General features: G+C 45.1%; 13 protein-coding genes. 7 read left to right on the top strand and 6 right to left on the bottom strand.

The annotated features are described in order from the left end of the window. Window positions 1-359 precede the first annotated feature (359 nt). From FW415_RS06945 to FW415_RS06930, 5 genes are all read left to right on the top strand, one after another. Window positions 360-1,439, top strand: coding sequence for an alpha/beta hydrolase (locus FW415_RS06945; protein ID WP_148383548.1), 1,080 nt, complete (start codon window positions 360-362; stop codon window positions 1,437-1,439). Window positions 1,440-1,701: 262 nt separating this feature from the next. After that, window positions 1,702-2,055, top strand: coding sequence for a helix-turn-helix domain-containing protein (locus FW415_RS06940; RefSeq protein WP_148383547.1), 354 nt, complete (start codon window positions 1,702-1,704; stop codon window positions 2,053-2,055). Between the two features lie 457 nt (window positions 2,056-2,512). Next, window positions 2,513-3,130 (top strand): redoxin domain-containing protein, encoded by a 618-nt coding sequence (locus FW415_RS06935; protein WP_148383546.1) that lies wholly within the window; start codon window positions 2,513-2,515, stop codon window positions 3,128-3,130. 11 nt (window positions 3,131-3,141) lie between these two features. Then, window positions 3,142-3,591, top strand: a complete 450-nt coding sequence (locus FW415_RS25720; RefSeq protein ID WP_371417043.1) for a MauE/DoxX family redox-associated membrane protein — start codon at window positions 3,142-3,144, stop codon at window positions 3,589-3,591. A 180-nt stretch (window positions 3,592-3,771) separates the two neighbouring features. Further along, window positions 3,772-4,038, top strand: a complete 267-nt coding sequence (locus FW415_RS06930; protein WP_148383545.1) for a hypothetical protein — start codon at window positions 3,772-3,774, stop codon at window positions 4,036-4,038. A gap of 209 nt (window positions 4,039-4,247) precedes the next feature. On the opposite strand, the gene FW415_RS06925 is transcribed toward FW415_RS06930, so the two are convergent. From FW415_RS06925 to FW415_RS06905, 5 genes are all read right to left on the bottom strand, one after another. Beyond that, window positions 4,248-5,546 (bottom strand): TlpA disulfide reductase family protein, encoded by a 1,299-nt coding sequence (locus FW415_RS06925; protein WP_148383544.1) that lies wholly within the window; start codon window positions 5,544-5,546, stop codon window positions 4,248-4,250. 10 nt (window positions 5,547-5,556) lie between these two features. After that, window positions 5,557-6,990, bottom strand: a complete 1,434-nt coding sequence (locus FW415_RS06920) for a RagB/SusD family nutrient uptake outer membrane protein (protein ID WP_148383543.1) — start codon at window positions 6,988-6,990, stop codon at window positions 5,557-5,559. A gap of 21 nt (window positions 6,991-7,011) precedes the next feature. Next, complete coding sequence (locus FW415_RS06915) at window positions 7,012-10,248, bottom strand: SusC/RagA family TonB-linked outer membrane protein (protein WP_168208704.1); 3,237 nt, start codon at window positions 10,246-10,248, stop codon at window positions 7,012-7,014. A gap of 283 nt (window positions 10,249-10,531) precedes the next feature. Further along, entirely contained in the window at window positions 10,532-11,692 is a 1,161-nt protein-coding gene (locus tag FW415_RS06910; protein WP_148383541.1) for a FecR domain-containing protein, read from the bottom strand. 82 nt (window positions 11,693-11,774) lie between these two features. After that, on the bottom strand, window positions 11,775-12,341 hold the full coding sequence (locus tag FW415_RS06905) for an RNA polymerase sigma factor (protein WP_168208703.1): 567 nt from the start codon (window positions 12,339-12,341) through the stop codon (window positions 11,775-11,777). An 818-nt stretch (window positions 12,342-13,159) separates the two neighbouring features. Here FW415_RS06905 and FW415_RS06900 point away from each other — a divergent pair. Next, window positions 13,160-14,152, top strand: coding sequence for an AraC family transcriptional regulator (locus FW415_RS06900; RefSeq protein ID WP_148383539.1), 993 nt, complete (start codon window positions 13,160-13,162; stop codon window positions 14,150-14,152). Between the two features lie 45 nt (window positions 14,153-14,197). On the opposite strand, the gene FW415_RS06895 is transcribed toward FW415_RS06900, so the two are convergent. Further along, complete coding sequence (locus FW415_RS06895; protein WP_148383538.1) at window positions 14,198-14,770, bottom strand: hypothetical protein; 573 nt, start codon at window positions 14,768-14,770, stop codon at window positions 14,198-14,200. Window positions 14,771-14,788: 18 nt separating this feature from the next. On the opposite strand from FW415_RS06895, the gene FW415_RS24915 reads away from it, so the two are divergent. Next, window positions 14,789-14,932: a hypothetical protein gene (locus FW415_RS24915; protein WP_168208702.1), complete on the top strand. Its 144-nt coding sequence runs from the start codon at window positions 14,789-14,791 to the stop codon at window positions 14,930-14,932. The last annotated feature ends 15 nt before the right edge of the window (window positions 14,933-14,947 follow it).

The raw sequence follows: 14,947 nt of genomic DNA, 5'->3' as shown, positions 1-14,947 counted from the left end.
TATCTATTTATGTTGCCAGATTTTCATCCCTACAGGTAGGATTCGTCGCCTGTAAAATGGAATCCTCCAAAACCATCCAAATCCCGACTAGATAAAAAAACTATTCCCACAGGAAAAATCCTGTCTTTCCAAATAGCTTTGGTTACTACACGTTGTTCTCAGCAGAATATGTAACACTGAATCCGGAAGGAGGCTGATTTTGTTTGCCCGCTGAAGAAATAGGCAGGATGTTCCCTAACTAATATATGATCAACTTTGGAGTCCTCGGGATATCTAGCAGCGGTCTTCCCGTAGCTGAACCTCACTTTTATTTGCGTTTTTTTGTGCTTATTTTGGATGAGCATCAATAACACCCATCGATGAAAAAGCTACTTCCCGTTTTATTGCTCACTGCATGCCTTGCTTCATTATTCAGCTTCGACCTCCAGCTTCCCGGCGGACTGTTAACATATATTGATAAAAACGGCGATCATCAACCCGTAAAAACAAAAGCTGACTGGGCTATAAAACGCAGGCAGATCCAGGACAGCATGCAACAGGTCATGGGGCCGCTACCGGAAACCGCTCAGGAGAAGGCCCCTCAAATGGAGATAAAAAGCAGCGAAAAAAGGGATGGTTACACCCGCCACGAGATCCGCTTCCTAGCCGCTCCCGGTGAATGGGTGCCGGCATATCTATACATACCAGAACAACATGGCACTATACGAAAACTGCCTGCCATGCTGGTACTGCACGGCACAGGCGCACTGGGGAAAAAGATCGTGGATGGCGCGAGTCCCAAGCCCAACCGCGCACATGCCAGAGAACTGGCGGAACGGGGATATGTGGTCATTGCCCCCGATTATCCCAGCATGGGCGATCTGAGCGATTATGACTTTCATGCCGACCGCTACCGGTCCGGCACCATGAAGGCCCTGTTCAACCATATTCGCTGCATCGACCTTCTGACTGCGCGGAATGATGTAGACCCCGAGCGCATCGGTGTGCTCGGGCATTCGCTTGGTGGGCACAACGCTATGTTCGCCGCAGCTTTTGACGAACGGCTGAAAGTAGTAGTGGCCAGTTGCGGCTGGACGAAGTTCGATCATTACAACATCGGGGAAGAAGCCTCAAAACGGTATGGCGGAAAACTTGGCCCCTGGGCGCAGGACAGGTATATGCCGTTGATCCGCGACCATTATCAGCTGGAAAAAGTGCCGTTTGATTTTCCGGAAGTGATCGCCCTTATTGCGCCGCGTGCATTCTTTTCAAACTCGCCGTTGAAAGACAGCAATTTCGATGTTGAAGGTGTGAAAAAGGGTATCCGCGAAGCCGCTGAAGTATATCAATTCCTTAACGCCGCCGATCGTCTGCAGGTTAGATATCCTGATGCGGGGCACGATTTTCCGGAAGACGTACGCATGGAGGCCTATCGTTACATCGATAAAATATTGCGATGATCATCAGTTTTTGGGGAGTATTATACATACTCATTGTTGATATTCACGTCGTGAAATAACTCGAACGGAAACCTGGCATCATGAACCTCATATCATTCAGGACGGCTTGCCCTCCTGATTTGATAAGTTCCTGATGCGACAACTGGGCAAAACGAAAATAAAAATCGATAAATTTTTGCAACAACCGAATGCAAATTATTCTTAAATTGCCATCCTATCACATAGTGAACTCACTCCAACGCTTAACCTAAAAGACAAAACTATGTTACGATTAACCCACGCAGAAATCAAAACCCTTATACGCATCCGCTGGTATTTAGAAGACAGCAGGAACTATCCCATTCATATCCCCGACCTTCCGGAACTGTTTAGCATAGAGGAAAACAAGCTGCTTCGGGGGTTTAAGCGCTTGTTTAAAGTCAGCATTCACCGTTACTACCTCCGCCAATCCATGCTTCATGCAAAACAATTGATACAGGACGGTGCAATGATTAAAGAAGCGGCCATCGTCCAGGGATATAGCAATACGGCGAACTTCAGCCGTGCTTACAAGCGGTTTTTCGGCTACTACCCCTCTACGATTGACTGCGGTAACAATGCAGGAAACGGGCAATAAATGACAACACTTTGTGCTTGGTTGTCTAAATCAGTTGCCCTAATTTCACATCAAGAAGACACAGAGACAGTAACCTAATTCCACAGCCTTACAGGGTGACCTGAAGCAGATTTAGCAGACAGAAAAATGTAAGACGCCGGATCTAATCCCGATTGATTGCCCGGAATTGTTAGCCGATAGCTTAGGACCAGAAACCCGTTACTTTTTATATTGGTGCATTTATTCCACTGAATCCGTACCGGATTCAGCAGACATAGCTTTGTCTTAGTCTTTCAATTTCGTTTATCAAAATGAAAGATTCATTCTCAGCAGCGGCGCCTTGAATCAATATGAATCCGCCGACGCTGATCTTTTCGAATGGAATTGTTAGCACTAGCTGTCCTGTTGAAATTCACGAATCATAACTAAAAACACTTAAATAAATTGAGAATCTATTAGTTCCATTTTTTTATTCTTAATGTTAACAGAAAGGGTTCCGCAGGTGTACAGGTCATCCATCGCGGCTTGGGTTGTGCCAGGGTTTCCTGTGTCTGCGGTGCTATTTGAAACTTGTCAGGTCCGCCTGCTGCCGCGTATTCAAATTGATTGCTTTATGAAAAAATGCCGCATTTTAATCGTGTCAGTCATCATACTAGCCACCGCTTGCAATAATGATCCCATAGCCAAATTGCCGGAGTTTGAAATATTACTAGAAGACAGCACCACTATTTTCAACTCAAAAAATATTCCCAACGGAATACCAGTATTGCTGATTCAGTTCAGCGCAGATTGCAAAGAATGCCAGGAGGAAACCAGTGAAATATTGGCAAACATAGACTTCTTCAAAAACACCAACATTTACTTTATAACATACGAGCCATTTGAGCGGATGAAGGTTTTTATTTCGCATTACAAGTTGAACAATTATCACAATGTAACTGTGGGATATGACTATTCCAAATTTCTTCCCGCACACTTTAAAATGCATTCTACTCCACTGGTAGCGGTTTACGATAAGCGAAAAAATCTCAAGGTGCTATACCAGGGAAAGACAACAATAGAAAAACTTAAAAAGTCAGTTAGTTCATACCAATAAACACAAAATCTGTGAAAAAGAACATTTTGATTGAAGTTATCTCATACGCATTCATTCTGCTATTTCTTTATACAGCGCTCAATAAGGTCTTTTTGTACGACACATACATCCTAGATCTCCAGGCTTCGCCGGCCCTCGCGCCTTTATCGATATCATTGGCAATTGTGATTCCGTTCTCCGAAATCGTTGTTTCAATACTTCTGTTCTTTGAAAGAACCAGAAAAATTGGAATGTATGCTTCTTTCATTCTGATGTCTGTGTTCACGATTTATGTTGGATATGTACTTAGCTTCACAGACGAAAGACCATGCCAATGCGGGGGCATAATAAGAGAACTATCGTGGCCAGCACATATGATATTCAATATTTGTTTCCTGCTCCTGTCGGCTATTGGAATATGGCTTATACGAAAAAAGGATAACCGCAATTCGACGAAGTTGTCATACTCAACAGCAAACTAATTGTGCATACAAATTTGAATATTGGAGATGAACTTAGATCCAGTAACAAAAGAATGTATAGAGCCGATCGGCTACCGTTAAAACAGTAACCTTAAAACTGATCAGTCAATTATAAAAAAGGGGCAGCTGAAAACCTTAAAAAGAGTAAGCATCTTTATCACCAAATTTAAAACTTAAGTCATGAAAAGAAACATCATTCTCGGCACAGGCGCATTACTGTTGGCTGCCGTTGGCGCTTTTGCTTCCGCTAGAACTGCTGTTGTAGGTGCCTACTACATCGACCCATCAACCCAAGATTGCCTTTTCTCCACTCAGGTAGTTCACCCTTGCACTACTTTAGGTTCTGATTGCGTTGAGTTCGTTCCCGAAGCAAGTGCTAACTTGCAACTTTTCAACCGCATTGATCCTGATACACAGGACTGCATTGAACCACTGCAAAAACCATAATTGGAGTTGCGTTAACAAACTGTAGCCATCGTTCGATGGTTACAGTTTTCACTTGTATAATTGCAATTGCGTCCCCCCCCCGGCAAACAAATGCTCGCACAAGTAGTTATGCAAATTAATTATATGATTTACTTAAAAAAAGTTACCTATGTTAGACTAATAGAAATATTAAAAGAGAAGTCTGTTGTAGCTTTAAAATCCGAAGAATCCTATTGCCTAGAAAGTAGCCTTTCGTCTTGAAAATCCGTAATCACCAAGACATTTTGCTGAGTGGAAGAAAGGATCAAATCGAGCCCATACCTCTTAAGCGCTCTCCGTACTGATTCATAATCTGACATATCTATATTAAATCCCATGTCGATTTTAAAATCAATGTAGGTAGCATCAACAACGTTTAAAGCAGGTTTTAATCGCGAACCAATAAAACTAGCAATATTTTCCATAGCTGTGTTATAAACGTAACCTCCTGAATCATCCCAATAACTAATTTTATCCGAACTTTTCGACTTGAATTCTTCGAGGTTCTGTTTGTTTATGACAACAAGTTTCCAGCAGGGTAAATCCCTCTTCTCAATGCGCGCACCATATCCGAAATAGTTCTTGAGTTCATTTTGCATAATTCTTTGCAATTGAACTCCCAAAATAAATCCTGGTGGTGAAGATAGACTGTAGCAGTAGAATAGGTTATCGTCTCCTTTGAATTTCAATGAATCCTTTGTTTCAAAAATTGGAAAATTCCAATTTGGTGAACCGTTGTTAACATTAGTAAAAAATGCCGTATGGTAAAGTGATTCGATATTCATCTTAAGGCATTCGATCCGCTTCGTTCTTTTTGTTATTTGCCCAGGCCCTGATATCGGCATGCCTTCTTCCCATTTCGTTAAAATTGATCTAACAAGGTAATTGTCTTCTTGGCCGCCGTTACCTTTAATTAGAAAGGGCTTACTAATATCGAAATTAGTCTTTTTTCTACTATCAAAACTCATGTCCTCAAAATCAAAGTCCTCACCTTTAATGAATTTGCTTATGTTTTCTTTATTGGCATCTTGAGGTAAAGTTACGGCCTTTACGATACCAGACTTGTCAATCCATACTAAGTGTGGTACGCCATGAACTCGGAATCGATTAAAAACTGCTGTATCGTAAACAGTTGTTAAATTTAGGTTATTCTTCCTTTTGTGGAGATCGAAAACTGATTTAATTCGCTGTTGGTCATCAAGGTAGCCAATAAGAATAGTTTGCAAATCATCACTGAAGCTCTTCTGCAAAGAATCCATTTTCGGAAAACTAGCAATACAAGCGCCGCAATACTTTGACCAAAAATCAAGAATTGTAAACTTGCCCTTTAATTGCTCTGAAGTAATGACTTTATCTCCGTCATTCCCAGCTCCAGTAAGTTGAAACGGCGCGATTTTTTCTCCGATTTTCGGATATACGCTTTCAGACTCCTGCCCTAGTACAGAAGTGAAAAGGAATATTAACATTATTGATGTTACGATCGTCTTCATTGTGATTTATTTAATTGTACCCTAAATTCTGTTTTAAGTTTGGTGCGCTCTGCACCTCTCGTATTGGAATTGGGAAAAGCTGCTTATAGCTTGCCCACGTACTTCCTTTTGCTGGAGCAGCGAATTCCATTACCTCATTAATTTTATTAGTTCTTTTCAGATCAAACCACCTATGCCCATATTCAACAAAAAGCTCCAATCTTCGCTCCTGGGCAATGGCAGCTGTCAAGGCGGGTTTATCGCTTGCTGTTGTCGGCAGCAGACCAGCCCTCACTCGTATTGCCGTAACGTCCTCTGCAGCTCCGTTTAAATTATTCTGAGCAAGCCTGGCTTCAGCCCGGATAAGAAACTGTTCTCCCAGACGGAGCAGTGTTGTATATTCCGTTGAAACCGTAGTGCTAATGGATTTGTATTTTGCAGGATAAAAGTAATCTACATTTGGGGTTACTGTATTGTCTGTAAATTTGCCAATCCAATCTCCTTTTCTTTTATCAGTGGCTTCAAATGCTGCTAGCAGTGATGAACTGATGGTAACGCAGTTGGTGCCAGCAACTGAAGACGGTTTAGTATTCAAAACAAAATGCAAGGCCTCAAAGGTATTCGCAGTTGTCGTAGATGGCAGGGGCGTCATTAGCTGCCAAATTGCCTCCGTACTCGACTTTAAAAACGTGGAGCCGGTTGCGGAAAGTTTGTATTGGGCTGTGTTAGTGATCAACGTTGTTGCCTCAGCTTCGGCTTCGGAATATTGACCAGCATAGAGATAAACCCTTGCGAGAAATGCCGATACGACCGATTTGTTAGGCCGAACCCGATCCGTAGATGCGGCAATTGTGTTTCCTGCAAGGTACAGTTCGCTGATCTCGGATTTTGCTTTGACTAAATCAGCAACAACCTGCTTATACACGTCCGCCTGGGCCGACCGGCTTTTTATCCGGTTAGTTTCATAGTCGGTGTTCGTTAAAATTGGAATATCGCCATAAACGTTCGTGAGGAAAAAATGCCACCATGCGCGAACGAATAGCGATTCGGCCATTATCTGCTTTTTTACTGCCGGTGTCATGGCTTTTGAATTCTCACACCCTTCGTAAATTGAATTGGCATTGTAGATAAAGTTGTAGCCCAGTTGCCAGTAATTGGGCGTGGTTGGATTCGCTGCGTTCAAACTGTTTGTATATACTCTTACAACCTCAGCACCACTTGAGTAATTTCGCAATTCGTCCGCGAGTAGCGCAAATTGGAAATTAAGATGATAGCCCAGTAAATTGTTGCTTTCAACATACATTCGACTGTAAATTCCAGTAATTGTGGCAATAGCGGTTTCGTCATTTTCAAATACGGTCGCCGTAACCAGCTTATCCTTTGGTGCTTCTACATCGAGAAACTTCTTGCAAGATACTAGGCTCAGCGAAATGAGCATCAATGTCGGTATTATGTAACGTTTCATAAGATTCGGATTAGGATTGAATTATAAGTTGACTGAAATACCGAGCGTCGTCATGGACAGAGGAGGCAACCAAAGCGCTCCGGAAAATGGATTTTCCGGGTCAAGTCCTTTGTACTTGGTAATCGTCAACAGATTTTGACATTGCAAATAAATACTTGCATTCTTTATTGAAATTGCATTTTGCCAGGCCTTCGGAATACTCCATGCGAGCGAAATGTTTTTCAACCTTACGTAAGAAGCATCGCCAATTTTGGCGTTACTTTGATCAAACAATCGATTCCCCTTAAATATTTCTCCCGAGAAACTTTGTGAGTAGGGTTGCAAGTTTGGGTCATTTAGCACACTCCTCGGCTGATTACTTTTCCCGGCGAGATATGCCCCAGGCATTGTGTTAAAGTAAAAATTCAGTGCTTGCTGATTTGCGAAGGATACCATAATATTCAACTTCCAGTTTCGGTATGAAAGGGAATTGCTCACCCCACCAAAAGCGCGCTGCCCAATAAACGTGGGAATTCTATCAGCATCGAGCGTAATGTTACCATCCTTGTTGATATCCCTGAATGTGTATAGTTTTGTTTGGGGGTCAATTCCTGTGTAATCGTAAGTGTACTGCATCGATAAAGGATAACCGACGGCGTAAGTGTCTGCATACGAAGATGTTTCAATACCGGGATAGGAAACAAGTTTATTCTTCGGGAACGAAACATTGGTACTCACCTGCCATTTAAAGTTCCTTTTTTCGACTGGGGTCATGTTAAGCTCGAGTTCCAGGCCGCGGTTCTGTATAGTTGCAGGAAGATTTGCTTGTACAACGGAAAATCCCGTGAAATCTGGTAGGCTGTAGCCTACAAGTTGGTTATTGGTCCGGTGCCTGTACCAACTTGCGCTGACCTGATACTTATCATCCAGCAGGCCTAGCTCAATTGCTAGTTCCAGCTTTTTAACTGCCTCCCAGCTATAATTTGGGTTGGTGTGTTGTGTAGCAGTGATGCCACTTATTCCCTGGTATGTGAGATTGCTGGTTATTCCGGAATAGGTACTCATGTACTTGTAATCATCCAGTTTATCGCTTCCCGCGATGCCATAGCTACCTCTGAGCTTTCCGTAACTCAGCCAGGTAAATGAAGAATTTACCCATCGCTCATTTGAGAAAATCCATGCTGCGCCAACTGCCCCAAAATTTCCGAATTTCTTTCTCGGGCCAAACCTGCTGCTGCCATCGCGCCTTCCGGTGAGATTTAGAACGTATTTACTGTTGACGTTATAGCCAATTCGGCCGTATATTGAATTGAAGCGGTAATCTGTTCTAGTATCTTCACCAATGCCCTTGGTCGTTGCGGCGGCAATATTATCTATCAGTGCATCGGTTGAAAAACCCGATCCGGTACTTAAAATTCTACTTTCCATGCCGCTCTGGAAGGTTGTACCTATCAACGCATCAAGTGTTCCGACCCAGAGTTCCTTTCGATAGCTGATTTGAGGCTCGACAATCCACAAACTCCTATTGGTATTCGCTTTTGTACTGGATCTTCTGGAAGCAGGATTTGAAAGCGTTGGGTTAAACGATATAAATGGAATAGCACGGGAAGATTCCATGGTATTTTTTGAGTACCCAAATTTTGCCCCCGCAAGCAGGCCCGGCAGCAATTCATAATTAAAACCAGAATTTACCATGAAATTATTTGTGAGTTCCTTGTAGCGTTGCTTTATATCTTTTATTGGATTCTGGAAACTGCCATTGGCCCAATTCAAGTTTCCGTCCGGCAAGTACACATTTGGCGAATTCGGTGCCAGTAAGATGCTTTGCGTAAGGTCGGAGGTCGGCAGGCGGTTTAGGTTAACGACATAGGAGCCACTGAAGTTCAGTTTCAGCTTTTTGTTCTCAGAAAGGTGCGACAGTGAAAACGACCCGCTTCCTTTTCGGCTCGGGATATCGGTTGGATATACGGTGGTTTCACTGCGGTAACCCCCTGACAGCCGAAATTGAGTCTCGGCACTGCCACCGCCAACAGAAGCTTGAATATCGGTTAAGTGCGCCGTGCCACCAATGAGTTCTTTTTGCCAATTGGTGTTTTTTGTTTGATCGTAGGTACCGTTCAGGTCATAATCGACCACACCAGGCTGCAGATTATCGTTAGCAAAAGCCTTGCGACGCATAGCCAGGTATTCTTCCGTATTCATTAGGTCCATCATACGGGTTACCTTTCCGGCACCTCGATACACATTTACAGTCAAGCTTGTCTTCCCTGCCGTTCCCTTTTTGGTGGTGATGAGGATTACGCCGTTGGCGCCGCGGCTGCCGTAGATGGCCGTAGCGTCCGCATCTTTCAGCACCTCCACGCTTTCAATATCATTGATATTGATATCATTCAGCGGGCTTGCTGGTGCGCTGGCGCCCGGAACGAAATTTGAAGAATTCATGGGCGCAGAGTTGAACGGTACACCATCTATAATGTACAGCGGGTCATTGGCGTCCCGCCGAAGACTGTTCTGGCCACGTAGCCGTACTGTGAATGCACGGCCAGGAGCGCCGCTGCTTTGCTGAACGTAAAAGCCGGAAACCCTGCCTTGTAGCGCTCCAAGCGGGTCGCCAACGGGTTGTTGCGCCAGCACTTCAGCTTTCACAGTTGAAATGCTACCAGTGTTGAGCTCTTTGGTGGTGGTGTAGTAACCTTTGATTACTTGTTCTTCGAGTTGGTTGGTATTCTCAACCATTGTCATATTGATCTCAGTCTGTCCATTGATCCTGATCTCAAAGGTCTGGTAGCCCACGTAGCTGAATATAATAACACCATTGGGCTCCGCTTCTACGGAGTAACTCCCATCCTTATCCGTAAGCGTTCCGGTACTGGTTCCCTTAATACGAACACTAACTCCTTCCAAAGGCCGGTTTTGTTTATCGGTAACCTTTCCCCGGATGATAATGGCTTTGTTAACTTCAGGTCCACTTTGCTCCACCGGCTTAGCCTTAATCAATATCGTCCTACCAAGTATCTCATACCTGTAAGGCAATTCCATAAAAATATGATCAAGCGCTTCAGTTACGCTTACATTCTTCAACTCCACAGTAACTGCTTTGCTTTTTGCCAGAACGGAAACTGCATAGGTAAAATGATAATCCGTTTGCTTTTCTATAGCCCTGAAAACCGTCTCCAGGTCAGCCTGCTTGACCTGCAAGCTGATTTTTTGGGCATTAGCCCTGGAAAAGACGTTAAGGCAGGAGATCAAAATCAAAAAGGTTACTAGCTGAATCCTCATGATTATTTTCTTTATGGGTATAGATTGATCAGGTATTACATTTGGCAAATGGAAATACCTCCTCTTTCCCTTTGAAAAAGGAAAGGCGCAGCATGTAAATAATTTCATACTTTTGCTTCGTTTGTTGGTTAGTGAAATGTCTCTGTCAATTGATATTGAACTTCCTCAAACACGCTGCCGGATGCGTCTGAACACGTATCCGGCTTTTATATGCCGGGAGGGAATAGTATAGGTGCTATTCTGCTCTATTCATACTTTGTTTAGATTATGGTTAATTGTTTATTTAGTTCTTCACGATCAGGAAATTCTCATTTTCCCGGCGTTCGATCCTGAAATTGATGCCCATCCCTTCCAGGATGTAAAGCAGTTCTGACAGATTACTTTCTCTGGAGATACCTCCGGTGAATTTTTCTGTACTGGCTGCTCCCTGGTAAACGATCGTCAGATCATACCATCTGGCTACCTGCCGCAAAATGCTTTTCAGGTCAGCCTGTTTAAATTCTAACATGCCGTTTTTCCATGCGACAGCGGTTTCATCCGCTGCTTCAATCGTAATCCTTTCGTTTTGGTGTGTGGCCGTCTGGCCGGGGCTAAGTGTTTTGCTTAGATTAAGCTTAGTGGAGAAAATGCGAACAGCGCCTTCCAAAAGTGTGGTTCTAACGGCCTCTTCGTCTTGATAGGAATTGATGTTGAAATGGGTTCCCAAAACCTGGACGGTTTGTGTAATGGACTTTACAAGGAATGGTTTTTTGTTTTGATGCGTTACTTCGAAATAACCTTCACCGGTAAGATTTACAGACCGGGAGGTCATGCCGTCAAATGTTGCGGGGAATGTAAGGGATGATGCGGCATTAAGCCAAACTTTACTGCCATCAGGCAAAACTACCTGATACTGGCCGCCTTTAGGAGTTGTTATGGTGTTGAAAATAGGGTTTTCTGTTATTGGAATATGGGGGGACGTTTTCGATGGTGTATAAACAACTTCGCCTTCAGCCGTTTTACTGATGACCATACCGGCCTGCTGCGCCAATGTGCCATTGTCTATGCTATCCAGCGCTATCTGCCTGCCATCGGCAAGGGTGAGATAAGCGCGGTTGCCTCCGGGGGCCACATCCTCAATAGGCTTAACGCTTACAAGCGCTTCGTTTGCTTCAGGACGATCTTTGAGCAGGAAATAAAGGCCGGTTGTTACGGTTAATACCAGCACCGCAGCAGCAGCGATCCGCGCAAACCGCATCATCCCCGAGCGCCGGCCGGCGGCAGCTTCTGCCTCAATGTTCGCCATCAGCGCAAGCCTTACCTGCTCCCGGCGCTCACCGTAACTCACGGCGCCTTCCTTGCTGAACCTGCGAAGCTGTATGCTTTCAATGATGGCAATTTCTTCAGGTGTGCATGCTCCATTGTCGTAGCGATGTAACAGTGCTATTATTTCCTCTTCATTCATATGCGGTAACTGCGGTTTTTCCCTCTTTTACAACCTGAGACAAATGAAGGGGCCAACGGGGTAAGAAAAACTTAAAGATTTTTTAATACAGGCATAACACAAGGGTCAACATTCTCTTTTTCAGTATGATAAGGGCGTTCTTGATTTGCCGTTTTACATTCTCCCGGCTCACGCCCAGCTCTTCGCTGATCTCGGCATGCGACTTATACTCCATGCGGCTGTGCTCGAAGATGGTACGCATTTTTGAGGGCATGGCTTCCAGCCCGTGCTCAAAACGCTCCATCAATTCATTCACAAGTACGGCATGGTCTGTAGTATAGTCACCGGATGCAAAGGCGTCCTTAAAAGTAGCGATGTATTCCTCGGCGTATTTGGTGCGGTTCCGCAGGTTGATGATGCGGTTCAGTGTTGCACGATATAGATAAGCTTTAAGAGAAGTATGCAGTTGAAGAGTATCCCGTTTATCCCACAGCGTGGTGAAAATATCCTGCACCACATCCTGCGCGTCATCCGCATCCCGCATGGCATTTACCGCGTACCGCCAAAGTGCCGGCCAGTAACGGTCATACAGCAAAGCAAACGCCGCAGTATCACCCTGCTTCATCCGCTCAAGCAGCAAGTGATCCTCCGGTTCGCCTCGAACATTCATCGCAAAACGGTTAGTCGGTACACTATCAATCATACAAAGTTAGCCTCCTTGTACACATATCTAAAGAGATATGCCTGTATTTGTTTGGGGTAACAACAGTGAGATGTGCTGCCCTAAGCCTGCATGAAGAAAAAGAAAACAGCGGTTGGTGCCTGTACGGTTCTTTTTTGCATAGGTCGGGAAATCGTTACAGTTTCATTATTATTAACGGAAAAATAAACCGGTTTGTTAAATTATCACAGGGGTTTGCTGCGCTCTAACAAAACATTAACAAAAGTCAATTCCCCCGAAAATACTAAAGTGTTTACCAGCAAGGGCTAACGTCAAATGTTAATGCTAACGGTATGGCATACACTATAAATGTTAATGGCGCTAAACAAAACCCATGAACAATACATCTACCAAGTGAAGTACAAACAGCAAACCTTCCTTTCCGTACTTGTCAAAGACAATAAAATTTACTCCTTCATCACCCTCAATAAAGGCGGCACCCGCATCTTCATATTGTATTGCACATTCGAAACCGGTCAAACGACGCCTCTTTGATCAGAACAGGTACACACATCCCCCAACGCCGAACGGGTAACCATTCACGGCCGCCGCAGGGTGGAGACCCGGCACATATTGATTTTACTGACCCCTGCGTATTTCTACGCATGCGTAGAAATACGCAATTACACGCATTATGACAATTTAACTGTCAAACTTTTTGGCGGCTATCGCTTGTTGATATAAATTAACGCCTCCATTACAGCAAGACAAACAACCGATTCTCCACTTTAGCGCCAACCAGAAACAACACCAAAAACCACGTCATTATGGAATACCTGATTCCCGATGGAAATACGATGGAAAAGACCCTCATGCCGCCCTACGATCACCCTTACTTTATCCGGTATGCGGAGGCTTCCTGCCTGACGGGCACCTTTGGCAGCGTGGCGGTACAACGTGTCCCCTGCCCCCAGTTTTCCCTTACGCAACACATTTTCAAGATCCGGCAGCCGGTTGATGTACACGTCCGGTCAACATCCCCTATGATCACGCTCGGGTATTTCATGCAGGGAGGTACGGCTGGCACAATAGCCGGGCTGGGCAGGACCAGTTTCACAGAAAATCATTGCCACCTGAGCTATGTACCGCCCGGCTCGCACTTCGCACACCTGGAGCCTCGGGAATATGCCGTACTGCAGGTCGCCTTGTTACCATCCATGCTCAAGGAACTGGCAGGAAAATACCGTCTCATCCGGGAAGTATGGAGCAGCGCGGTCAGGGGCCTTCCGCAGGGATTGCAGCAAACCTCCTGCCATATAGGGCCGCGCACCAGGGAGGTGCTGCACAGGATATTGCACTGCCGGCTCGAAAGACCATTGCGGGAACTGCAGCTCCATGCCCACGTGCTGGAGCTGTTGCTGCTGTACATCGAAGACGTACAGGCGGCTGGCAGGGAGACGGATACCCGGTCTGCCTATCACTATACGGATGACGATCTCCGGGCACTGGAAGCCGCCATTCAGCTGCAGCGGGCCAATCCCGGTGATATACGCCACCACAAAGATCTGGCAAAACTGGTACATCTGCATCCACGCAAGCTCCTGGACGGACTCAATCTAAAATACGGCATCAATATGAACAGCCTGAAAATACAGACCCGCATTACCGGAGCCTGTATCCTGCTCCTGGAAACTGACATGCCCGTAAATGAAATTGCGCATCAAGTGGGTTATACCGACAGCTCGGCATTTATACGCGCTTTTAAACAAAATGTTGGTCAAACGCCGTTGCAGTACCGGCATGAAAAACCGGGCAGATAGACATCCGCCCGGCATCACCAAAATCATACTTATGACCACCAGCGATTACAGGAGGTGCTCCTCCGTTACCTGGTTACCCGGCAGATCACTCACCTTGATGGTAAGGATACTGCCCTCCAGGGTTGCCAGCGTGGCGGTAGCCGTGTACGTCCAGTCCAGCTCCATTTCATGCTGCACAGCCGCGCCCTGCTCCACCACGGCCCCGTCCGGGTCCTGGATGGTGACATACACGGCTGCCACTTTCACATCATCTATCGCGCGAATGACGATGGAGCTCTGCGGTTGGCCGGTATAGCCTTCTGTATTGACCATCCTGATCCGGGGCGCATGGAAGAAGTCTCCTACGGCAACATTGAAGGCGGACTCGTTGTCTCTTGTCCTTGATTTGGCCTCATATACAGCCCTGATGTCCGGTACTTTCAGGGCCGCCTTGGCGTAATGGACAGCTTCGCCAAAACGGGACCGCTGCTTTACCACGCTGGCGGAGGGCGTCTTTTCCGTTTTCCTGGGCTTCTTCGCATAAACCAGGTCGCCATTCTGTTCACGGCGGATAACAAGCTGATCCGCCAATTTACCGGAGGTCCCGGCCATTACTACGTTCTCTGAATTTTTTGCCATTTGATAAAAGTTTTTGTGATGAAAAAATGGACAAAAGCGCTTTTGATATCGGGAACAAAGCTCCGGTATCCGGAAAGGAAAGGATTTGTATTTGTGCAGAAAAAATATGCAGTTGTGCAGAAAGTGGTGTATGCCCTTTTTGTGAATAATTTCTTCCCGTAATTTCCCGGTCAAATC

The organism is Chitinophaga sp. XS-30 (assembly GCF_008086345.1).
GTDB lineage: Bacteria > Bacteroidota > Bacteroidia > Chitinophagales > Chitinophagaceae > Chitinophaga.
Note: the sequence above shows the minus strand (reverse complement) of the source record. Positions and strands in the feature narration are given on the sequence as shown.